General features: G+C 39.4%; 24 protein-coding genes and 1 pseudogene. 6 read left to right on the top strand and 19 right to left on the bottom strand.

The genetic code is table 11. From position 1 onward, the window contains the following. Positions 1–1,374, bottom strand: coding sequence for a 3' terminal RNA ribose 2'-O-methyltransferase Hen1 (locus IHV11_RS06095; RefSeq protein ID WP_197193990.1), 1,374 nt, complete (start codon positions 1,372–1,374; stop codon positions 1–3). Between the two features lie 234 nt (positions 1,375–1,608). Between IHV11_RS06095 and IHV11_RS06090 the strand changes: the two genes are divergently transcribed. Beyond that, the gene (locus tag IHV11_RS06090) at positions 1,609–1,950 is read left to right on the top strand and encodes a hypothetical protein (protein WP_197193989.1); all 342 of its coding nucleotides are present in this window, start codon (positions 1,609–1,611) and stop codon (positions 1,948–1,950) included. A gap of 266 nt (positions 1,951–2,216) precedes the next feature. Then, entirely contained in the window at positions 2,217–2,870 is a 654-nt protein-coding gene (locus IHV11_RS06085; protein WP_197193988.1) for a cupin domain-containing protein, read from the top strand. A gap of 292 nt (positions 2,871–3,162) precedes the next feature. Here the strand turns inward: IHV11_RS06085 and IHV11_RS06080 are convergent, their stop codons facing one another. The 6 genes from IHV11_RS06080 to IHV11_RS06055 form a co-directional block, all read right to left on the bottom strand. Next, positions 3,163–3,330, bottom strand: coding sequence for a hypothetical protein (locus IHV11_RS06080; RefSeq protein ID WP_197193987.1), 168 nt, complete (start codon positions 3,328–3,330; stop codon positions 3,163–3,165). Between the two features lie 515 nt (positions 3,331–3,845). Further along, positions 3,846–4,142 (bottom strand): YciI family protein, encoded by a 297-nt coding sequence (locus tag IHV11_RS06075; RefSeq protein ID WP_197193986.1) that lies wholly within the window; start codon positions 4,140–4,142, stop codon positions 3,846–3,848. Positions 4,143–4,203: 61 nt separating this feature from the next. Next, a complete protein-coding gene (locus IHV11_RS06070; RefSeq protein ID WP_197193985.1) occupies positions 4,204–5,421 on the bottom strand; it encodes a DEAD/DEAH box helicase in 1,218 nt (405 codons plus the stop codon). Then, positions 5,418–5,957: a hypothetical protein gene (locus IHV11_RS06065; RefSeq protein WP_197193984.1), complete on the bottom strand. Its 540-nt coding sequence runs from the start codon at positions 5,955–5,957 to the stop codon at positions 5,418–5,420. The genes IHV11_RS06070 and IHV11_RS06065 overlap by 4 nt, the downstream gene beginning before the upstream one ends. A 51-nt stretch (positions 5,958–6,008) precedes the next feature. Next, positions 6,009–6,377 (bottom strand): YppE family protein, encoded by a 369-nt coding sequence (locus IHV11_RS06060; protein ID WP_197191568.1) that lies wholly within the window; start codon positions 6,375–6,377, stop codon positions 6,009–6,011. A gap of 266 nt (positions 6,378–6,643) precedes the next feature. Next, positions 6,644–7,159: a MerR family transcriptional regulator gene (locus IHV11_RS06055; RefSeq protein ID WP_197193983.1), complete on the bottom strand. Its 516-nt coding sequence runs from the start codon at positions 7,157–7,159 to the stop codon at positions 6,644–6,646. A 213-nt stretch (positions 7,160–7,372) separates the two neighbouring features. Here IHV11_RS06055 and IHV11_RS06050 point away from each other — a divergent pair, with 213 nt between their 5' ends. Further along, positions 7,373–7,513, top strand: a complete 141-nt coding sequence (locus IHV11_RS06050) for a hypothetical protein (RefSeq protein ID WP_197130538.1) — start codon at positions 7,373–7,375, stop codon at positions 7,511–7,513. A 34-nt stretch (positions 7,514–7,547) separates the two neighbouring features. On the opposite strand, the gene IHV11_RS06045 is transcribed toward IHV11_RS06050, so the two are convergent. Then, positions 7,548–8,504, bottom strand: a complete 957-nt coding sequence (locus tag IHV11_RS06045; RefSeq protein WP_370568631.1) for a DUF2515 family protein — start codon at positions 8,502–8,504, stop codon at positions 7,548–7,550. Positions 8,505–8,635: 131 nt separating this feature from the next. On the opposite strand from IHV11_RS06045, the gene IHV11_RS06040 reads away from it, so the two are divergent. From IHV11_RS06040 to IHV11_RS06030, 3 genes are all read left to right on the top strand, one after another. Continuing rightward, a complete protein-coding gene (locus IHV11_RS06040; protein ID WP_197193982.1) occupies positions 8,636–8,881 on the top strand; it encodes a glutaredoxin family protein in 246 nt (81 codons plus the stop codon). A 69-nt stretch (positions 8,882–8,950) separates the two neighbouring features. Continuing rightward, the gene (gene recU / locus IHV11_RS06035) at positions 8,951–9,556 is read left to right on the top strand and encodes a Holliday junction resolvase RecU (RefSeq protein WP_197193981.1); all 606 of its coding nucleotides are present in this window, start codon (positions 8,951–8,953) and stop codon (positions 9,554–9,556) included. Positions 9,557–9,633: 77 nt separating this feature from the next. Then, positions 9,634–12,255 carry a transglycosylase domain-containing protein gene (locus tag IHV11_RS06030; protein ID WP_197193980.1) on the top strand — a complete coding sequence of 874 codons (2,622 nt, stop codon included), beginning with the start codon at positions 9,634–9,636 and terminating at the stop codon, positions 12,253–12,255. A gap of 44 nt (positions 12,256–12,299) precedes the next feature. On the opposite strand, the gene IHV11_RS06025 is transcribed toward IHV11_RS06030, so the two are convergent. The 11 genes and pseudogenes from IHV11_RS06025 to IHV11_RS05980 all read right to left on the bottom strand — a co-directional run bounded on the left by IHV11_RS06025 (position 12,300) and on the right by IHV11_RS05980 (position 23,049). Next, positions 12,300–13,562 (bottom strand): glycosyl hydrolase family 18 protein, encoded by a 1,263-nt coding sequence (locus IHV11_RS06025; protein ID WP_197193979.1) that lies wholly within the window; start codon positions 13,560–13,562, stop codon positions 12,300–12,302. Between the two features lie 56 nt (positions 13,563–13,618). Then, positions 13,619–13,960, bottom strand: coding sequence for a YpoC family protein (locus IHV11_RS06020; RefSeq protein WP_197193978.1), 342 nt, complete (start codon positions 13,958–13,960; stop codon positions 13,619–13,621). 77 nt (positions 13,961–14,037) lie between these two features. Then, positions 14,038–14,499, bottom strand: coding sequence for a peptidoglycan-binding domain-containing protein (locus IHV11_RS21145; RefSeq protein ID WP_312035241.1), 462 nt, complete (start codon positions 14,497–14,499; stop codon positions 14,038–14,040). A gap of 81 nt (positions 14,500–14,580) precedes the next feature. Further along, a pseudogene (locus IHV11_RS21140) lies at positions 14,581–15,081 on the bottom strand (peptidoglycan recognition protein family protein); the annotation flags it as partial. Positions 15,082–15,275: 194 nt separating this feature from the next. Continuing rightward, entirely contained in the window at positions 15,276–15,950 is a 675-nt protein-coding gene (nth, locus tag IHV11_RS06010) for an endonuclease III (protein ID WP_197191563.1), read from the bottom strand. A 62-nt stretch (positions 15,951–16,012) separates the two neighbouring features. Next, entirely contained in the window at positions 16,013–16,726 is a 714-nt protein-coding gene (locus IHV11_RS06005; protein WP_197130564.1) for a DnaD domain-containing protein, read from the bottom strand. A 326-nt stretch (positions 16,727–17,052) separates the two neighbouring features. Next, positions 17,053–18,345 carry an asparagine--tRNA ligase gene (asnS, locus tag IHV11_RS06000; RefSeq protein WP_197193976.1) on the bottom strand — a complete coding sequence of 431 codons (1,293 nt, stop codon included), beginning with the start codon at positions 18,343–18,345 and terminating at the stop codon, positions 17,053–17,055. A 76-nt stretch (positions 18,346–18,421) separates the two neighbouring features. Continuing rightward, positions 18,422–19,606, bottom strand: coding sequence for a pyridoxal phosphate-dependent aminotransferase (locus IHV11_RS05995; protein ID WP_197193975.1), 1,185 nt, complete (start codon positions 19,604–19,606; stop codon positions 18,422–18,424). Positions 19,607–19,643: 37 nt separating this feature from the next. Further along, positions 19,644–20,129, bottom strand: coding sequence for a DUF5590 domain-containing protein (locus IHV11_RS05990; protein WP_197193974.1), 486 nt, complete (start codon positions 20,127–20,129; stop codon positions 19,644–19,646). A 12-nt stretch (positions 20,130–20,141) separates the two neighbouring features. Further along, entirely contained in the window at positions 20,142–20,312 is a 171-nt protein-coding gene (locus IHV11_RS05985; protein ID WP_082861427.1) for a YpmA family protein, read from the bottom strand. A 199-nt stretch (positions 20,313–20,511) separates the two neighbouring features. Then, the gene (locus tag IHV11_RS05980) at positions 20,512–23,049 is read right to left on the bottom strand and encodes a cyanophycinase (protein WP_197193973.1); all 2,538 of its coding nucleotides are present in this window, start codon (positions 23,047–23,049) and stop codon (positions 20,512–20,514) included. Positions 23,050–23,301: the final 252 nt, after the last annotated feature.

Here is a 23,301-nt window from a genome sequence, read left to right as displayed (position 1 = left end):
TCACTTGATCCCTTCCTCCTTTCTTGTAAACGTACACATCTGTGTAGGAAATCCATGCTCTTTATGCTCATCACCTATCCCCTCAATTTGAAGGGAATACGGGTATTCTTCAGACCAATTCTCACACCATTGATTAAACTCTTTCCTTGACCACTCAAATCGGTGATCTTTATGGCGAATTGCTTCGTTCATATCATATACGGTGTTGTAATCACGATTTGGCGTTGTAATGACTAGTGTACTTGGTTGATATTCTCTGAAGATGTTCTTCATAATACTTGGTAAGCGGAACTCATCGATATGTTCAATAACTTCACATAATACCATAACGTCTTTTCCTCGCAGCCTCTCATCGTAGTAGAATAAGGAGCCAAGTACAGGAGTTGGAATTACAAATGAACGATCTTTTTCTATCTTTTCAAATCGTTGTAATGCCCTTAATTGTGCAGTTTCCGAAGGTTCAACTGATAGGATTTCTTTTATGCCATGTAATGTGGCTAATCGAACGGAAAGTTTGCCTTCTCCAGAACCCAAATCTACTATTCTTTCTTTTGATTTCAAATGTTTTACCTTATCAGTTATTGCATCATAACGAAGTTCGTTCAATCTCACTTTTGGTGTTTCAAATTGAACACTCTCTTTTTTCTCTTTTACTACAACAGTTGGTACGTTGACTTTTTTTATCACATCTTTAAAACGAAGAGAACGTTCAACAATATGATCTTTTAAAGGATGATTCTCTAACCAACCTTCACCATAATTATTTAATTTCTCAATCTCTCTTTCATCAATAAAGTAGTGCTTAAAATTATCTAGAACAGGTATAATGACAAACAAATGACGAAGTGCATATTGAACAGTCATGTACCCATTTAGATGTATGTATCTTGCAGGCTTTGTTCGATTCATTTCAAACTCATAATTTGAAACAAGCTCTTCAATTTCTACTGAATATCCTAGAGGTTCAAATAAGTTTTTGATCATTTGATTTGAATAATCAGTAGCTACTGGACCAAAACCTAATTTCATGTCAAATTTATGATCCACCCAACTTATGAATTCTTCTTTCGGCTTTCCGTTCAATGCAGTTCCCAAAGCAGAACGTATATAGGAGCAAAACAAACTGCTCACTACAAATTCTCTATCATTTATATATTGAGTAATATCATAATGACTTGGACTATTCCTAACTAGTTCTATCGGATCCGGTGTAACAAATATATGTGCTTCCGCTTCGTTTTCATTGGAAGAAGCAAACACTAACCTAACTCGGTTACCTTTTTCGTCTCGATCATATATGTTATTAGGATTCTTTGCTAACAATCGGGATAAATATTCAGAACCTTCTCCCTGTACTTTCAAACTTAGTTGCATAATTCTTTTACCCCCTTCATTCATTTCATTGAAATATTATCCTTTCTATTTTAGCATGTAGTTTCTACTTTTTTACAAATGCAAAAGATATAAAAATAGATAAATTCCATAATATGTTATAATTTAATTCAATACATGGTGAACTTATTGATGATGCGTAAACTATGTGATTATCATACATACATTATGAGAACAGCACATACCGATATTTGTTAAACAGAACGGAGGCTTAGTTTGGATTTAATATTTATTACTCTTTTTCTGCTAGGATTATTGTTTATCATTCTTGGATGGTATCGTAAACGGAACGAACAAACTAAACATTATACTTGGCTTAGCTACATTTCTATTGGGCTATCAATCACATTAATTCTGTTGATGTACAATTTAAAGGGAGCGGTTTTAGCTTTCTCAATGGCAATAGGTTCACCCATTGCCTTTGTATTTAGCTTAGTTTCACTTTTTAAGAAGAATGAAAAGATATTGCTAGCTTCTATTGGATTACTAATATCAATAATTTTGACTGGTATCGTTACACTTGCTGGAATATTTATATTTACACCTGGAAAACCGTAAAGTTTTACATTAACGATAGGACTTCCAAAGATAGAAGCTTCCGTTTAAGTTCCATCAATCTTCGCTGCAAAAAAACAAGTACTTTTTTCTCTTAGAAGGAAAGTTTTTTAGGAGGTAAAACGTATCAGAGGGATATGTGTATTGATGAAGGCACTGATAGAAAGAACATGTGACCATAGTGCATTTTAATAAAAACACCCAATTATTTGTGTTTGCATACCATACTTACAAAGTTGGCAAACGCCTAAGAAGAGGTGAAGCATCTTATGGTTTCATATATGGATTACACATCTCCCTCTACTCAATTTACGTTTGATGTAAATACGAGTCCACTGTTCAAAAAAGACAGCCAAAATTATATCAATATATTGGGTATTAACCAGTTGAACACATTAGAGAACATGTCATTATTAGACATCTTTATGAGTACGAGCAATGTAGTTGAGCCTCATTATCATCAGAATGCGGCTGAACTTGTCTACTGTATTTCTGGCTCTGTTCTTGTATCGATCCTGAATCCATTTACTAAACAGTTATTGAACTTCAAGATCACTCCAGGCCAAGTAGCTAACGTCCCTCAAGGCTGGTGGCACTATGAAATTGCTTTAGAAGATAACACTCATATTCTCGCAATTTTTAATGCACCGACTCCACAAGTTATTCTTGGTTCAGATATATTGAAATTCACACCTGCCAACGTTATGGCGCATACGTATTGTCTCAATGAGGATCAATGGAGGGAAACCGTAGCTCCTGTTCAACCTTCAACTTATATAGGGCCGTACACGAACTGTCAGCGCAACGTTGAATATACCTATCCGCAAAGTTATCACCAAACTTATCAGCAGATGCAGTATGTTCAACAACATCCTGAAACTCCGTACGTTCAGCCTTATCGGAATGTTTGGTGGGGGGGATAAAAGGACAGCAAACCGCCCAGTATGTAACTGGTCGGTTTACTGTGTTTTCATAGGTATTTTTAAAATTCTATTTTGTTGATCGACTGCTTTCTGGAGGTTCTTGCATACATAAATGTTTAATATCGCTATGCTTAACTCTAGATTTCAAACCCTTCTTTTTATTATGTTTATCAACCAAAACAGCTAAAACAATGATAATAGTCAACGGGATTAAAAAGTATAACCAAAACATGAGTCGACTTCCTTTCTCTATTTGCTTCTCAGATTATAAGACTGTTGAAATGATGTAAGATTAGTCATCTTTTGCACGAATAACAATATTGCCATACCTCACAAATCGCTTTAAAGAATTATCTTTGGAAGGTTTTTCTTGGTCTAAATAAAATTCACGTCTTCCATTTATAACGAACAATATGAATAATAGTGTGATACCCGCAAGCCCCAAGAAGAACCAAAACATAACACTCCACCTTTCTTACATAAAAAAAGTCATTATCAGAGGATGTTATTATAATTATATTAAATTTACTTAATTTTACAATTACTAATGGTAAAATAAGGTTGTTTTTATTAAAAAATTATTGGGGGTTATGTTCGAAGTATGGAAATAATGTACTTAGGTCTCTTTTTAACTCTATTTTTATATATCGGAGTCCCTATTCTTGTCTTAATATTTCTCATTAAAGTTGTGGATTGGCAAATAGAGCAGATTCGTCAACGTAAGTTAAGGTATGAGTATTATGAAAAGAAAAGTCAAAAAGAAAAAAGGAATCTTGATTGATTTCCTTTTTTCTAGCTTCTACATTATTTTTAGGTTCGTTTAACTCGCTGTTTTGCCATGATAGTCAACCAATTTCATTACATTTAAAACGATGGTAAAGAGAAAAAGAGCTGCTGAAGCTATAAACAATATTCTTTAGGAAAAAGCATAAAAAACACTGTAACCAACCGATGGTTACAGTGCTAAGAAGTATGTTATTTCTTCATTAGTGACACACGAAAAGGATACAGTTTTGCTGTCATGATCTTCCCCTTGACTGCTGGATCATTTTCCATGAATTCTTGCGCTTCTTCTTCGTTCGTATTTTGAAGAATAACAACACCAAACGAGGCATCCAGACATGGTCCAGCCAATACCAATTTCCCCTTCTCTAACAAATCTTGAAGGTACAGAAAATGAGATTGAAGCTTTTCTTGTTCCTCTAGTGTTTGATTTTCCATTAAATCTGCTCTAACTGGCTTTATCTGATATAAAAATTCAGTGATTTCCAAATGTATCTCTCCCCTTTAGAGAAAGAATTCTATCGGTTTATGAAAAATCCTTTAATTGCAACTATCTTCTTTTTTTAGATCCTTCAGACTTTCTCTGCATGTTTTTCTCGTTTTTTGGAGCAGTTCGTTTAGTTGATGGTCCTTTATTAGTACCTTCTTCTACGATGACTTGTCCTTTTTCAAGCAGCTGCTTTTGAAGAGGTACGTTCATCTTCGCAGTCCATTTTTTCACAGAAGTTAGTTCTGCTTTCGTTACTAGAGAAACGACTGTACCTTCTTTTCCCATTCGCCCTGTTCTTCCAGATCGGTGGACGTATTGCTTTACGTCTTCTGGCATTTCAAAATGAACAACGTGTGTAACGTCAGGAATATCTAATCCACGTGTCGCAACATCTGTTGTTAGAAGAACAGGAATCTTTCCATTCTTAAAGTCGTTGATCACTTTTTGACGATCTTGTTTAGTTGAGTTACCCGCCAATACACCTAGCTTGATCTTCTTGTACTCAAGTTTTGTTGCGAACTCATCCATCTTCATCGAACTATTGATGAAGACCATCGCTTTAATTCCAGGAGTATGACGAATAAGTTTGCGCAAGTTTTCGACTTTATCACGGTAATCAGACACCATGAACGTATGCGTGACTTCGCTCTTTACTAAGTCTTTTTCTACTTTAACGATAACTGGTGCTACTGCTAATTTTCTTGACCAGTCTTCTGTCTTGTTATTGATCGTAGCGGATACGAATACAAGCTGACGGTCTTTTAAAGTAGCTGCGATTACTTGTTCAACGTCTCCGTTAAATCCAGCTTCAATAATGTGATCCGCTTCATCGATCACAATGGTTTTTACTTCATGCACTTTAAGTTTTTTATTTTGGATCAATTCTTTTACTCGCCCAGGAGTACCTACGATAAATTGTGGTTTCTTTTTCAATTTATCTAACTGACGCTGCATGTTTGCTCCACCAATGAGAGATGCCCCGCTTAGTCCGCTGTTTTCGGTGAACTTCTGACATACATCGTATATTTGCATCGCTAGTTCTCGTGTTGGTGCTAAAAAGAGAACTTGAGCATTCTTTACTTCTGGGTTTAGCTTTGATAGTGCTGGTAATGCATAAGCAAGAGTCTTACCCGTTCCAGTTGGTGATTCAATGATTAGGTCTTTGTTTTCTAGCTGTTCAGGTATTGCTCGTTCTTGAATATCTGTAAATGCTGAAAATCCGCTTTTGTTCCAAGCGTTTTGGATAAATTCCGGAAAGTTTTGTAGCGATTGTGTCATTTTTTATACCCCTTAAAATATTCATTCATTTCTTTCATAGACGAAATTAATTGTTCAAGTACGGATGAAATTCGCTCAGGTTCTTCTTCAGCAACCGGTTTCTGCAATTGTATAGAAATCGTGTTGGTAAATACATGTCTTGGTTGTCCATATATATAAGTAAGTTTTTGCTGAATGTCACCTTTTAAATCTCCGCTTCCCCATTTTTTCAGTATGGATTGAAGTTGTTTGCAATCTGTTTCAATTTCATAAACGGGAGTCTTAATCACACAGGATAATTTACTGCCTGCTCCTTCAGGATTATCGTTTAACTTCTCCATAGCCAGGTCTTCTAGATTTGAAGTTAAGGAAATCGTCCCTCTCATAGATTCCCCGATTGCAGAAACAACAAAATCAATACAATAACTTCTTTCGATGATTGCTTGATCCATTAAATCTTTACGATTAATGATTTCAATTTCTCTTGAAAAATCAAGGTCGTACACAGCTCCTTCGAGCACAACCTTTAGATTATCATAAACAGATGGATGATACATCTTGTTCTCTCCCTAATTTTTAAAAACAATATTTTAGTACGGTACGTGAAATTATTGATTCTCGTTTTCCGCCATTTGATTTTTCATCTGGTTCAATACATAGAGAACAGATTTCACCATCTCTGTGATCCGTTTGTCTTTCATTTTCTTTTGAAAGACATAAACGCCTAAATAGCCGATATTTTCAGCAGCGGTCTTGATCTGAATCGGGTATAGATATTTGGGTTTGTTGGCGATCACCCAATCCCTTGCGAGCGGCTCCCAGTCTTTCACGCGAAAATGGATGCGATCGGCAAAAGGTTTGACCTCTGTAAAAAAGTCCGCTTCCGTTTCTCTCGTTTTCGTTTCTGTTTTATAAATATGAAATGCTTCATCTATATCAGCGATTAGTTTTGTCGTTAATGTATATAAATGGTCCATTAAAAAAGTCCCCCCATTCTTTATATCCTACCAAAGAATGAAGAGACTTACACTTTTTGATTTGTTTTTCGGTCTTTTTTGTAGCAGAGAGCTAGCTTTGTATGTTGTTTGCTACTTTGAAAGTTGATAGGAGTGAAAGGTGCGAGACTCCTGTGGGACGAGCGGTCAGGTGAGACACTTAGAGGCGCAAAGCGGCAAGTGGCTCACCGGTCGCCCCACGGAAAGCGAGCATCCTGTAACGGAAATCAACTTCCCTCATATACATTCTATAGCGTAAACAAACTGACAAACCAGTTCTTCTTTGATTTTTCTTTTACATATAGTCGCTCTTCTGGATAATCTTGCTTCAGAAGTGCGACTTCAAGATCTTGCAGGCGTGCTTCCATGTTCTCCATCTTTTTGATCAGTTCTTCAAGCTCTGTTGCGTGCTGCAGCATCTGATAGGAAACGACTCCATCTGCTTTTTCTTCCACTTTCTTTTCCAGTGCCTCTATCGCTTTATTCAAACGATTGAATTTATCTTCAAATTGGGTTGGTAGTTCCATTGATTGCTCTGTAGACTGAATAGACTGAACTTGTATGTCACTCATCAAAAGTCCGTTATCGAGCTGAGCTTTAATCTCTTTTAACTGCTCGATGTCGTCTTGCTTAAATAGATAATGACCATGCTCATTCTTGTCACATTGTATGTTAAAATGTCTGACCCAACGCTGAACTGTTGTTGGATTCACCCCAAGTTCTTCAGAGACCGTTTTGGTTTTCATCAACACCATTTCCATCATGAATCCCTCCCCGTTTTCTTGTGTGTACTATTTTCTAGCATCCTCACTTCATCCCCTTCACACCTGACAAAACTAGTTTTCATTCGGCAAAGAAAGTGGAATACAACGGAATCATTACAATTTCGACACTCAATTTGTTGATTGTTTGTATAATCAGTCGCAACAACTCCAAAACTAAGAGCAGTTCAGGTGATTTAAAAAGGAGGTGCCTACATGAACCAAGACAGCAAACAGCAAAAACAGCAGGATCAGTACACGAACCAAGAAGAAACAGGTACTCAAAAAAGAGAGCAAAAGAACAGCACTGGCTATGGTGACAAAAAGCTGAACGGCCCTGATATCCCTAGCACATAAATCAGTAAAGACGGCTCAAAAAAGCCGTCTTCTTTTATGCATGCAAGATCCACTCTTTCAAGAGGATTCCTATTTTTAGCTGCCTTTGCTTTTGTTTGTACCAATCTGTTAACAAAATGGAATGCAATGGTTTTACAGGTTCATAAAATTTTTCAGTGTTCATTTTCTTTCGGTACCAATCTCCTGTGTTCGACCGGTTATGCTCGATGATCGGAAACGCAAGTCTCAAGAACGGAGTCTCTCGTTTTTTGTCGGGATAGATGTAGGTTTCAAAATCATGTCTAGATCCGGTGTGAGTGACTTTATCAGCAAAAGAAAGAATCTCTTCACTCCACTTTGATTCAAACAAAATGGTATATAGTTTTTTTCCGGTTTCGATCCTATTTTTCGTCTTTTTAAATCCATGGACGGATATTCCAATCACTTCCCCACTCTCAACAGGAAAAAGCACGGTACTAAAATGCATAAAATCTTGAAAGAGAAACGGTACCTTTGAAAAGATCCTCTTCTTATAGAACCCATCCTCTATAACTGGCTTTTCGATCACGTGTTGTTCATTAATGATTAAAGACGTGCAAATTCGCTTCAAATCTTTCTCTTTCCAGAATTTTTCCCATTCATGAACCATAAATGTAGAAACACCAAAGTATTTGAGCAGATGAAAATATGGCTGATTTTTACTTTTCGAATACTCATAGATCAAAAGCTGCGGGTAAGCATCTTGAAAGATCAGCCAGTTAGCCCGTTCATATGTTAGAAATAGATGCTTTCTAGTATCCCTAGACAACATTCTAGGCAACCAGTCCCCTTTTAAGTCACACATGCTGTAACCTGCATTTCTCGAAACAAGACTTGCGAGCATCGCCCACCTTACTTCAGGGTTATGTTTATAAAATGTGGCATAGCTTACGGTACGTGAAATATTGTCACGATTTTGTGAATTCGTACGTTTCAAAATTTGTTGAATGATATCGTCATTATGCTGTACCACGTTCTTCCTCCATGCTTTTTGTCCTATTTTCTATCGTTCGCTTTCGTGTTATAAAATATTTGTGTCATATAAGAAAAAAGAGTAAACTAATGGTTATGAAAGATGTATTTGGAAAAAGGAGGCATAGACCTTTGGCGAAGACAGTAATACTTTATACACAAGAAACGTGCCCTCCATGCTTTGCAGAAAAAGAGTGGCTAAAAGCAAACGAGATTCCTTTTGAAGAACGAGATATTCGTAAAAACGATGCCTATATGAAAGAAGTGATCGACCTCGGCGCTTCTGCAACTCCTGTTACCGTTATTGAAACGGAGGACACAAAAGAAGTTGTCATGGGTTTTGTAGAAGAAGAGCTTTCTCGACTACTAAAAAAGTAAACATCCATCGGCTATGTGTATCGTTTTTTTCATGCGCATAGCCATCTTTCGTTGTAAAGGAGATGAATCATGGGTACCTTTCATTATCCAAACGGTAAAAGAGTGACTTCTATCGTGAAAAAACAATCTTCATCTTCTATTAAAAAGGATATTTCGTACAGCAACAGAGGAATGTCGTTAGAAGATGATATCAATCAGAGCAACGAATATTATCTTTTAACCAATCAAGCGATCATCCATAAGAAACCTACTCCGGTTCAGATCGTAAATGTAGAATATCCAAAACGATCTGCCGCTGTCATTCGTGAAGCATACTTTAAACTCGCTTCCACGACAGATTACAATGGGGTGTATAAAGGAAGATACATTGACTTTGAGGCAAAAGAAACAAAGAATAAGACGAGCTTCCCACTAAAGAACTTTCATGAACATCAGTTACTTCATATGCAGCACATCTTAGATCATGGTGGAATCTCGTTCGTCATCCTTCGTTTCTCTGCAACAGATGAGAGCTATTTATTCGACAGTTCTCACTTGATCACGTTTTGGAACGAACAGAGAGAAGGCAGAAAATCCATTCCGAAGGGTGAAATCGAGGAAAAAGGACATTCTATAAATATCGGGTATCAACCTCGGCTCCATTATTTACAAGTGGTAGATTCTGTCTATTTCTAGTCGTTCATAAATTGTCAAATGTCGTCGAATAATTGAACGTGTTCATTTTTTTATGAAGTTGAAAGGTTGGTAAAACAATGTCAAAAGATTACCGAAGCCGCATGGAACGCAGACAATCTAGTGATGGTTCCAAACCGGCAACTAAAACAAAAATTAAGAAACCTAGACGAGGACGTAACTGGAAGAAGACTCTGTTGATCCTTGCTCTTATATTAGGTGTTCTAGGACTGTTAACGATCGGCGTTATTGCCGCGACCTCTCCTAAATTAGATCCTAAGAAACTAGAAACACCAGTATCCTCTAAGATTATGGATATGAACGACGAAGAAGCAGCGCTCGTCGCAGGTGATGAAAAACGAATTCGTGTTAAAATCAACGAAATTCCAGAGCATGTACAAAATGCTTTTATCGCAACAGAAGATGTTCGTTTCCGTGAACATAGTGGTATTGACGTACGACGTATCGCAGGTGCCGCTTTCGCTAACGTTAGAGAAGGTTTTGGAGCAGAAGGTGCGAGTACGATTTCTCAGCAGGTTATTAAGAATACTGTTTTAACGAATGAAAAATCTCTTACACGAAAGATTCGTGAAGCATACCTTTCCGTTCAATTAGAACAGAAGTATTCTAAAGATCAAATTTTAGAGATGTATCTAAACAAAATTTTCTTTGGAAATAGAGCATTCGGAATCGCAACAGCATCAAAAGTATATTTTGACAAGGAAGTTGGCGAGCTTGAAGTGCAAGAAGCAGCTCTATTAGCTGGTCTACCAAAGGCACCAAGTTACTACAACCCGCTTGTAAATCCAAAAGAAGCTGAACATCGCCGTAACGTTGTTTTGAACCTAATGGCTCAGCATAAATTTATTACAAAAGAAGAAGCGGAAAAAGCGAAGAGCATCCCAGTAAAAGATATGATCGATGAAGGAAGTTTAAAAACCGAATCACGTCCATATGATGCTTATATCAAACAAGTAATTGATGATTTAAAAGATATTGAAGGACTTGAAGAAGCAGATATCTACTCATCTGGACTTAAAATCTATACGAACTTAGACACGAAAGCACAGCAAACGACTGAAGACGTATTAAGAGCTAAATTAGAGAATGAAAACAAAGTTCTTCAATCAGGTGTTGCTTTACTAGACACAAAGACAGGCGCCATTCGGGCAGTAGGAAGTGGCCGTGGAGATGAATTAAGTAACTATTTCTCTTCTAAAATAACTCGTCAGCCTGGTTCAACGATCAAACCGATCTTAGACTATGGTCCTGCGATCGAGAACAAAAAATGGAACACGGGTTATATCTTAAAAGATGAACCAGTAGAACTGAAAGACATCACGATCAACAACTTTAATGACCGAAACGTTGGCGACATCTCGATGCGTCAAGCGCTCGTAGAATCAAAAAACACGACTGCAGTTCGTGCGTTCCAAGAAGTTGGAGCTGAAGAAGCAACCGATTTTGCGAACAAGTTAGGATTTGACTTAGATCCTGACACTACGTATCCATCTTATGCAATTGGCGGTTTTGAAAAAGGTATCTCCCCTCTTACACTGGCTGGTGCTTATACATCATTCGGTAACGGAGGTATCTATTCAAAACCGACAACGATTCGTAAGGTTGAATTCCCTGATGGCCGCGTGATCGAAGTAGATTCAGAACCAAAAGCGGCTATGAAAGATTACACCGCATATATGATCACTGATATGCTAAAGGATGTTATGGATAGAGGTACTGGTCGTGAAGCAAACGTTAGCGGACTTAACTTAGCTGGTAAGACTGGTACGACAAACTATTCTAAAGACGACCGAAATAAATACGGCCTCCCTGATGGGGCAACGAAAGATGCTTGGATGGCCGGCTATACCCCTAGCTATACGGCTGCGGTATGGACTGGTTATGCAGATATGAAAGACGGTCTCTATCTTAACGACAATGAAGCGGATTATTCGAAGCAGATCTTCCGTGATATCATGAGCGAGTTAGATCATAAGAACACCGACTTCAAGAAGCCTAAATCCGTAACAGAAGTTGCGATGGAAAAAGGAACAGGTAAACGCGCAAGTGAGTTCACACCTGATTCTGAGAAAATCATCGAGCTTTTCGTTAAAGGATCTGACCTTCCTGGGATTAGTGATAGCTATGAAAAACCTTCTTCAATAGAGGGATTAGAAGCGAAATACAAAGAAGATAAAAACGAGATCGAAGTTAAATGGAAATATGGCAAGAAAAAAGGTGTAACGTTTAGAGTTCTTGCAAGCTATAACGATGGACCTATGCAGGAACGTGCAACGATCAACGATACGAAGTTCGTTGTTCCAGCACCTGCTCCTGGTAAATATTCGTTCCAAGTCATAGCAATCGATAGTGAGAACAACACAGAAAGTGACCCTGCTGGAACTTCGATTACGATCGAAGGCCCTGAAGGTGAAGAACCACCACCTGGTGAGGGTGAAGGTGAAGAGCCTGGTACCCCTCCTGGAGAAGAGCCTGGTACTGAGCCGCCAACAGAAGGCGAACCTGGTACTCCTCCAGATCAAGGAGGCGGTGAAGGTGATCAGCCGGGCACACCTCCAGGACAAGAGCCTGGAACTGAGCCACCAACAGAAGGTGAACCTGGTACAACCCCTACACCTCCTGGACAAGAGGGAAACAGACAACAAAACGGTGGAGGGCTCATCCCTCCTCTCAATCAATAAAGATTAAAAAATCCGTCAGCTGATTTTAGCTGGCGGATTTTTCTCTATTTGATGTTATATCGATCGATCAAATAGTTCCAAAATACAGGATAACCAAACGAAAGGTTCCAAAAGCTCACTCCTGCAAAGCCGTATTGGTCGACCACATCAAACTTGGCTCTCATGCTTCGAAGATCTTCAAACCATACCACATGCTCTTTTTTCTGTTTATCCCAATAACGGTAATATGGAGCTTCATCTTTTCTGGAGTATTTAATCGCAGCCTGCCGCTTTCCTGCAAGTTGTGTAGCTTGAACCGGATTCAATGCTTTCGCAAACTCACCACCCGGTTTATACGGTAACGTCCAATCATAGCCGTAGAGATTGATGCCCATCAGGATTTTCTTTGGATCGATCACACTCACTGCATAGTCGAGCACCTTTTTTACAGATGGAAGCGGACTGACGGCCATCGGCGGTCCCCCGCTATATCCCCACTCGTACGTCATCAGAATCACATAATCGACGATCTCACCGTGTGCTTTGTAATCATGCGATTCGTACCACTCTCCTTCTTGTGTGCCTGAGATCTTTGGTGCTACCGCGGTCATGACGATGAAATTTTCTTGATGCATCTTCTCTGTGAGCGTTCTTAGGAACTGATTGTATGCTTCTTTGTTTTGTTTACCTAAGAACTCAAAGTCCACCGAGATGCCTTCATACCCTTTTTGCTTCATGATTCGTAAGGATTCGTTTATTACTTTATCAGTAATCTCTTTTTTCGTTAGAATCGCTGTTCCGACTTCTTCACTAAACTCTCCGTCTTTTATGTTGGTGATCGCCATGATCGGGCGCACGTTTTTATTTTTAGCATCTTTTAAGAACTCGGAATCATTTAGTGGTTTGAATATGCCTTTCTCGTTCACTTCATAGCTAAAAAGCGTAATGTACGTCAGCGCTCTTGCGGCCGCATCAAAATTGGCTTGGGCTTTCGGATTAGGTTCTGCAAACGCGTTCGTGACGATCGTTTTCTTCGTACGCTGTGGAACGTTCAGTTGCATTCCTGGCCGGAGGTTGCTGTCTGTTACACCGGGATTTGCCTGCTGAAGCTGTGCGACAGATATACCGATCCTGTTTCCGATCTCCTCTAATGAATCACCAGGCTGAACGGTATACGTAAACGGTGTTGGAATAAAAAGTGTCTGTCCTACTGTTAGCACGTCTTTTTCTGACAATCTGTTAACCGTAGCGAGCTCCTGCCACGGCAATTTATAGTACTGCGAAAGTCTCCAAAGAGAATCGCCCCGTTTCACCACATGAATCTGCATGATACCCCTCCTAAAAAACGTCTCATGTCATCATCATATGTCCAAGTGTCTTGTCCTTATGTACTGCGCTTTTTTAATATGACACTTTTCTTTTCCCACTCAGAAAATAACTCACTGAGTTGTATGTAAGATTGATAGTGATCCGGCTGATCTTCAATGAACGTAAGCCGCTCGATCGCATTCACAGGTAAGTGCTTAAATTCCTTTAAATCGTTTTTATAATTCATCAAAACATCAGGCTGCACGCCATTTCCCATATAGATCGTTTTCAAAAGCTGTTGTAAGAAGTATTTCATTGGTTCTTTTGCTTGTTGTTTGTTACGATTCTTAAAGTGTAACGCAATTTCTTTTGACTTCTCTTTCCACTCTATAAAAATGTTTTCTATTTTCTCATTCATTTAGAACGCCTCCGCTTTTTATCCAAAAAAAAGAGCTTATCAAAAGATAATCTCTTATCTAAAGTTATTGTACCTCTTTAAAAGAGTGTATTCCAAGTGGCTTGTCCGACGATTCCATCTACAGCTAAACCTTTTCTTTTTTGATAAGCTTTTACTGCAGATTCCGTTTGTGCGCCAAAGATGCCATCCGCCGTAATATTTAATGCACGTTGTATTCGGCTTACATTGCTTGAGTCAGTTGAACCTCTTTTGATGACATAGCCCGGATACGGTACAACAGCGCTTCCGTTAGAACTTCCAGGCTTTGGTTTTGTCGGCTGTGATGGTTTTGCCGGCTGCTTTAACACAGCATCTAACTTATTTAACGTGTTCGGTCCAGCGATTCCATCAACTGCTAGTTTGTATTTTCTTTGGAAAGCTCTCACGGCGTTTTCTGTATTTGGACCATATATCCCATCTGCTACAAGCGAGTAACCCGCTCGTTTTAGTTTGTTCTGCAGATCTCTAACTCTTTGACCAGTGTCACCACTTCTTAAAATACTAGTGTTAGCTCCTGGTATTGGTTTTGGTGTAGGTTTTGGTGCTGGTGTTGGGATTGCTTGATTGGATATGGAATTCTCTACATCTTTTAGGAACTGATTATATGTGATTCCATACCGATTCAATGCGTTATCTGGATCTGTTCTTCGCCCTGGATCTAATTGTTTGTGGCTTGCTATCTTTTCTTGTGGTCTCCAGTTATATCTTTTACAAAGATAACCCCAGAACCAGACGTAACGTTTATACGCCTCTTGAAAATTGATGTCGCCTCCCCAGCAGAGTTCCACGCCGATCGCTGCATCATTCGATTCTCGACCAAAACGCAGGTTGTCCAATCGTGTTCCATATTGAACATGATACGCTTTTTCATCGAGCGGTATGATCACAAGGATCTCTTTATCATCTATAAAAACATGTGCACTCGCACTCGGTTGTTGGTTGTTAAAATAGTTTCGGTTGTTTCGGGCGGAAGTCCCAGGGTTTCCCGTATCGTGAGCGACTCCGAAGAATGGCCCGTCAAGCTTCGTACCCGGTCTTGCATTACCTAACTTAATATAGTCATATGTGATTGAATATGACACAAAAACATCACTCCTTTCTATATGGTATGTAGAAAGAAAGTGATTGCTTGTACATATGGGATTATTTATGCAGATTTTCATACGATTTGTTGGTTGAGGGGGAAATTCGGCTGCTTAGTCCTTGTGGCATGGATGTGATGTTTTCTAATGACAATATAAAAAACCGTAACTACACTGGTGGTTACGGTTCTAAGCTATCTTTTTTGTGACAGCTTCTTCTTCTCTTTTTGGTTCATCCGCTTCTTACCTTCTCGGCAGATGGAGAGGAGTGGACACTCTGGGCAGTTTGGATTTTGTGCTTTGCAGTGATATCTTCCAAAAAAGATCAAACGGTGATGAGTTGCGCCCCAAAGCGATTTTGGAATCTTCTTCATCAATGTTTCTTCTACCTGCAGAACAGAGTCTTTCCATTTACAAATGCCTAGCCTCTTCGAAACCCGTTCAACGTGCGTATCAACAGCGATAGCAGGAACGCCATATGCTACAGACACTACCACGTTTGCTGTTTTTCGCCCTACCCCCGGCAGCTTCGTCAGTTCATCTCGATCTTTCGGGATCTCTCCTCCGTATTCGTTCAAAACGAGTTCACTCAACTTTTGAATGTTCTTCGCCTTGTTTCGGTATAGACCGATCGATCTGATATCATCCTGCAGCTCTTCTATCGTTACGTCCAAATAATCTTGCGGCGTCTTATATTTTTCAAAAAGCTTCGGTGTGACTTTATTAACGAGCGCATCTGTACATTGAGCAGACAGCAGCACCGCGATCGTAAGCTCGAATGGGTTCGAGTGATGAAGTTCGCAATGAGCGTCCGGAAACATATCCTCGATCTGCTCTAAGCAAAATTGAATCTGTGCTTTGTTTAACACGTGTACGTTACCTCCTGTTATAAAAAAAGAAAGACCTTAGAATAATAAGGCCTTTTCATGTATTACGATTCCAGCCAGTTGTATTGGGGTCGTTTGATACCTGTATCGTTTCTCGGTTGTTCTTGTTTACCTGTTCTTTGCAGTTGTCTCACTCTGAATTTTTCACCGTACGTTTTTGCAGCTTCAGGACTGTTAATGCCGTTCTTCTTCCATTCGAATAAAATACGATCAATATATCGGAAGTTCAGCTTTCCAGATAAAACGGACTCTTTTAATGCAGAGAGAATTAATTCTGGAGACTGTTGATCCTCGTCCATCCAAATTTTAAGCGTTTCAAGCTCCATTGGAGATAAAGGACGACCGAACTCTTTTTCAAAACGAACAAACACGTTCTGTTCCTGATGCTCCTTATGTACCTCTTTTTGGACCTGCTCTTCTTCTTTTAAACTTTGAAGAAGTCTGTTCCAAAGCGGCTGAAGCGTATAAGCCTCAAAATAGACGCCTTTTTCTTTATCTTCGAACTGATCCATGCCGAGCACGCCTCTGCCGATCAACGACCGCAGCATAGCAGACACTTCATCACTTGAAGCTGACATCCGTTCAGATAGCTCAACAGGAGTCGGAAAGTAGTTTCCTGATTCTATAAAAACATGAAGCTGTATAAACAACATGCATTCGTTATCGGATAGGCCGATCTTTTTGTACGTTTTGATTAACATATTAGGGATGCTGACCGATCCTTCAGCCATCCATCGTTCAAATAAATTACCGTTCATCACTAAAACACCTCTTGCTACATTATAGCATATAAAACTCGCTTTTTTATTTTCGCTGTACTGGTGAATGTTGAGAAAAAAGTAGTTTTGGACGTGATGAGCTAAGACTAGGAGCTTGTCGAAATTTGCAGAACCGCCTTTATTTTCTTTTTTTGACTTAATTGGTTCCGATTTTAACTTAATTTTTTCATTTTAGACTTAATCGCGTCCGAAAACGACTTAATTCTTCCTCAAAACGACTTAATTGCACGTTTTTCCCCACACTTAAAACACCACCTAAAACAATAAAAAAATCTCCCCGCATAACAGGGAGATTTTAAAGATTATTAAGGATATAGACGGTTCAATAGACGTGGGAATGGAATCGTTTCACGAACGTGCTCCGCTCCAGAGATCCATGCTACTGTACGCTCTAATCCAAGACCGAATCCTGAATGAGGAACGCTTCCGTATTTTCTAAGTTCTAGGTACCATTTGTAAGCATCATCTGTTAATCCGTGCTCTTCATAACGCTGCTCCATAAGCGCAAGGTCGTCGATACGTTGGCTTCCACCGATGATCTCTCCATATCCTTCTGGAGCGATTAAGTCTGCACAAAGTACAACATCTTCACGGTTCGGGTCTGGCTTCATGTAGAACGCTTTGATGTCTTTCGGATAGTTTGTGATGAAAACTGGTTTATCGAAGCTTTCCGCGATCGCTGTTTCGTGCGGCGCACCGAAGTCATCTCCCCAGTCGATATCGTCAAACCCTTTTTCTTTTAGCATCTTGATTGCATCGTCATAAGAAACGCGAGGGAAAGGCGCTTTTACGTTCTCTAGTTTAGAGATGTCACGTCCAAGTGTCTTCAACTCGTTCTCACAGCGTGAGATCACAGATTGAACGATGTGTGAGATGAACTGCTCTTGAATCTCAAGAGATTCTTCGTGTTCAACGAAAGCCATCTCAGGCTCGATCATCCAGAACTCGATCAAGTGACGGCGAGTCTTCGATTTTTCTGCGCGGAAAGTCGGACCGAACGAGTACACTTTTCCAAGTGCCATCGCTGCCGCTTCCATGTAAAGTTGTCCACTTTGTGAAAGATACGCATCTTCTTCAAAGTACTTCGTATGGAACAAGGATGTTGTTCCTTCAGCAGAACTTCCTGTAAGGATCGGAGGATCTACTTTTGCAAAATCGTTGTTATAGAAGAACTCGTTCACCGCATGAATGATCTCGTTACGGATCTTTAAGATCGCGTGCTGACGCTTAGAACGGATCCAAAGGTGACGGTGGTCCATCAAGAACTCTGTTCCGTGTTCTTTCGGTGTGATCGGGTAGTCTACCGCTTGATGAAGCACTTCAACATCTGTTACTTCAAGTTCTACACCAAGAGCTGAACGCTCGTCTTCTTTAACCGTACCCGTTACGTAAAGACTGGATTCTTGCGTAAGTCCTTTTGCTTTTGCAAAGATCTCATCACCAACTTCACTCTTTACGACAACTCCTTGCACGAATCCAGATCCATCGCGAAGCTGTAAGAAAGCGATCTTACCTGAAGAACGCTTATTAGAGAGCCAAGCACCGATCTTTACGGTCTCGCCTACGTGTTCACTAAGCTTTTTAATCGTTGTTTTCACTACATGTACCTCCACTGTACGTTATCAAATATCTACCAAAAAAAATTATGAAGGAGAACTTTCTAAAAATCAATCATTACTTGCGTTTTGAGTTGATAAAACGTTCGATGCGATCCAACGCTTCCATGATCGTATCAAGGCTCGTTGCATAAGAAAGTCTCACGTTATCTGGCGCACCAAATCCTGAACCTGGAACTAACGCCACTTTTTCTTCTTCTAAAAGAGCTTCTACCCACTCATCAACAGAGTTAAATCCTGTCATACTTACCGCTTCTGTTGCGTTCGGGAACAGATAGAACGCACCGTTCGGTTTTACACATGTGATGCCAGGAATCGTAATCAGACGGTCGTACACTTTGTTCATACGCTCTTCAAACGCTTGACGCATCTCTTCAACCGGTTCTTGTGTACCGTTATAAGCTGCAAGTGCGCCGTGCTGAGATGTTGTTGTCGGATTTGATGTACTATGGCTGTCTAGGTTCGTCATCGCTTTGATGATCTTAGCGTCACCTGCTGCAAAACCGATTCTCCAGCCTGTCATCGCATGTGATTTAGAGAGACCGTTGATGATGATCGTCTGTTTCTTCAGTTCAGGTGATAGTTCAGCGATCGACGTGTGCTTCACTCCGCCATAAACGAGCTTTTCATAGATTTCATCAGACACGATCAACACATCATGCTCTAGACAAACTTCACCGATTGCGCGCAATTCATCTGCTGAATACAGAGATCCGGTCGGATTGCTTGGTGAGTTTAGAATCAGTGCCTTCGTTTGTTCTGTGATCGATTTTTTTAAGTCTTCTGCCGTGATCTTGAAACCATTCTCTTCTTTTCCTTCTAAGTAAACTGGCGTCCCGTCTGCAAGTTTCACCTGTTCAGGGTAGCTCACCCAATACGGAATCGGGATGATCACTTCGTCTCCTTCATCAATGATCGCTTGGAACAGAGAATACAACGAATGTTTCGCTCCTGTACTAACGATGATCTCAGACGTTTCATACGTTAATCCTTGATCTTGCTTCAACTTGTTCACGATTGCTTTTTTCAATGATAAAAGTCCACCAGAAGCCGTATATTTTGTGTGTCCTTCTTTCATAGACTCATAAGCCGCTTCAATAATATGTATCGGTGTATTAAAGTCAGGTTCACCTGCACCTAGTGCGATTACATCGTGCCCTTCTGCCTTTAATTGGTTTGCTTTTGCTGTGATTGCCAGAGTTGTTGAAGGAGTTAATGCCTCCACACGTTTTGCAAGCTTCATACTACTAAATCCCTCCACTTTTTTATTCAACTGATTTCTATTGATCTGATTCTTTCAGACGATAGATCTCGTATCGCTCACCTGTTTCAAAATAACCGTAAAAATACGTGTAGCGATCCTTCGTGTCATAATAGACCACTTCCCACAATGGAATGCCATCTTCCATGCCTAAACGGCTGTCGACGATTGTCTTCGCATCGTGGTTCTGTTTCACATAATTCAGGATCTGTTTCTCTGAAAGCCCTTCTTTCGCGTTCAAAGAGGTTACCTTTTTGTCTTTATCGACCCAGACGATCTTGTTTGTGCCTTTTTTGTTCTTGCCTTCTACTACATAATACGTCTCGTTCTTATAAAAGTGATCCACATTCGTAATAGAAACTAGATCCTCTTCTTTCTTTGCGATCTCAACCGCTTCTGCTTCTTTCTTAGCGGGCTTTGCTTGAACACCATTAAAAAGATAATAAGCTTGCCAGCTTGCTAAGATTAGAATGCCAATAACAACAAGTATCCACTTTTTTCCCATATTTAAGCCTTCCTATGTGCGATAGATCGTAAAAATCATCTTATTTTTATTATCGTCATCTAACGCGAGCCCAAACATTAAATCTTGATGCTTTAATGTTTTGTTCAGTTCAGATACTACTTTATACAAGTCACTCGACTTGTCCACCTTTAGCGTCGAAAGAACTTCAATTTTGCTTTCCACGGTTCTTCCTCCTCTGACATCAATCTTTTCCTTGTTTACTATAGCAGAAAATCAGCGAAAAAGGTACTTTAGAATCCTTTAATAAGAAGGAAAAGTGACTTTGATTTCTGCTAACTTTGTAAACTAGCTTCCTAAATCAAGAGGTAAACAAAAATAAACCGACCATATATAAAATATGGTCGGTCACAAATAGAAAGTATCATTTTTTTGAATGGATTTTTACATTTACCGGAGTTATATCAAGATTTACATTCACGAAAGAATAATCGTCTTTCTGTCCGTCCGTATATCCCCAATAACCTTCTGTTTCATCAGTCTTACTAAAATTTAACTCAAATCCTCTTCCGTTATTAAAACTGTAGCTTTTTACATTCTCCGCTCCAGCATTATCAACTAGATTGTAAGAGATGAATTTGTTTAACACGCCGTGACCACTCAATACACCAGAATGAGGCGGAACGATATGTTCGTAATACTCGTAACCTTTCGTGCTTTCTTTCTTCTCGTTAATGGTTATGTTCTTCGTTTTTAGATCGAGCAAGTCTCCCTGATTGATCCACGATAGTTTAATATTCTTGAATTGACTTTGACCAAGATCTGGACTTTTTAGCTGTTGAGACATATCGACTAACGTTACGCCACCTCTTCCAACAACCTCAGCTTTTTTCTCTTCGTTATATATGACAAGAGCGGTGTCTTCATCTATACCATATGATAAATTCTTAGGTTCACCTTTTTCATCTGCTACCGCGATCAAGCGTCCAAGACGTGCTTTGTTATCAAAGTGCTGATCAATGATGCCGTGTTCAAAAAAACCGAGCCCTCGTTCTAGATAACCTGGTCCTCCCTCTTGTTGCAGCATTCCGTCATACGTATTCGTAAATCCGGATGCTAGTGTATCATGACTGCCTCCACCGGCAATCATTACTTCACTCATTATCGCTGCCCCAGCACTCGTCCCACCAAGCACTGCTCCGTTTCTATACGTCTTCCAGATCGCGTTCAATACTTTTGAATTTGTTCCGTTCTTGTTCAATAACGAAGCTGTGATCTTTGTCTGATCTCCACCTACAAACCAAATCGCATCTAATTCCTCAACATTTTCTGCGAGTTCTTGATCGTTCTTATTTAAATCAGCCCATTTTGATTCATCGTCCGGTGTTTTTTTGTCGTCAGTTACAGCGAGTGGAAGAATCTCTATATTTTCTGAAGGCATCCCGAATCGGACGAGGTCTTCTTTAAACGCCTTAGATGAAGATAAACTTGAGCTTGCAGCAGGTATGATCCCAACTCTGGAATCTTCTTTTTGTTTTGCAAGATCAATGAACTTATTATATACGTCAAAATTACTGCTTCCTAAAGAACCTCCAGCAATCAACAGGTTTCCTTTAATCGGTTTCGAGCGATCGATGATTGGTGGTATAAACGAAGACTTTTTGTACTCAGTAAACGCATTCGTATTCTTTTTGAAACTTACCCTTTTAGGGGCTACGTCGAAGGCAACGTTTGTAAATGAATAGTCATCTTTATGTCCGTCCTTATAACCCCAATAACCTTTTGTGTTTTCCGTTTTTCTAAAAGTAAGCTGAAATCCTTCACCTTTAGAATCGTACAAATAACTTTTCACAGTATCAGTTGTCCTATTATCGATCAGAGAATACGAGAGATATTCTTTCAACCTTCCGTAAGAAGTAAAAACTCCTGTTGCATCAAGTGGCTTGAATTCGTAGTACTCATATTCGTTCGTCTCATCTTTATGGTCGCTAATGAAAAATTCTTTAGTAGAAACATTTAAGGTATCACCAGACACGAGATGGCTGATATAAACATCTTGAAAATGAGCTTTATCAGAATCAGTCACCTTCACTTTACTAACATCAACAACAGATACACCGCTTCTACCGACGATCTTGACTGTTTTTTGTTTGTTGTTCACGATAAGAGCTGTATCTTCATCTACACCATAAGCAAATTGTTTCTTTGATTTTTCTTTTAGAGCTGTCATCACCAATCTACCAAGACGTGCACGTTCATCAAAATGCTGATCTACGATGCCATACTTAAAGAATCCGAGCCCTTTTTCAAGATGCACGGGTTCGTATTCCTTACTTGAATTCAGTTTGCTCTTCCTAACAAATTCATTGTTTAGTGCACCTAAGCTGTCACCACCTGTAATCATCACTTCGCTCATAACGGCTGCTCCAGCGCTCGTACCTCCAATGACACCGCCTTCTTTATACATCTTCCAAATCCCGTCTAATGCTTTCGTCCGATGCCCGTTCGATTTAACTAATGTATCTGTAATTCGAAGCTGATCTCCACCAACAAACCAGATTGCACTATAATTCTCAATCTTTTTGGCTATTTTTTTGTTGTTTGCGTTTTTTTTCCATTTCGATTCATCTTCTGGTGTACCGCTGAAATCTCGATTTGCTAGAGGAACGATCTCGATCTGATGTTCATGTAAACCATATGTAATGAGATCTGCTTTAAAGCTTTGTGAAGATTTTAAGGAACTACTTGCTGCAGGTATGATTCCGATTTTTGCCTTCTTCTTCCCACCAGCTAAAGTGATAAATTCGTTATACACTTCCTTATTGCTATTGCCTAATGCTCCACCCGCAATCACGAGGTTCCCTTTCCAATCCTCCTTGTTTTTAGCGAAGCTCATTGATGGTAGCGTCAGTGATAAACCAAGCGTCATGGCCAACGTCACAGACATCCATTTTTTGTTCAAGATATTAGTTCTCCTCCATTCACATTGATCTATCTCTTTAAAAAAACAGCTCTTTAAAGAAGATCTATCATAATTTTGAAAATTCAATATTCTTATTGCAAGATACGTGCCAAAAAAAGATAGCTTGTCTTTCAACAAATTAGCGATGAATCAAACTGATTTGGTTATTATTAGGATTTATAAAACACCATAAAACACCCAAATGTACTTATGAAAACTAAACTTGTGTACGATTTTGTTTTCAAATAAAAA

Origin of the sequence: Fictibacillus sp. 26RED30 (assembly GCF_015903845.1) — a bacterium.
Lineage (GTDB): Bacteria > Bacillota > Bacilli > Bacillales > Fictibacillaceae > Fictibacillus > Fictibacillus phosphorivorans.
This window is presented reverse-complemented; position numbering and strand designations above follow the sequence as displayed.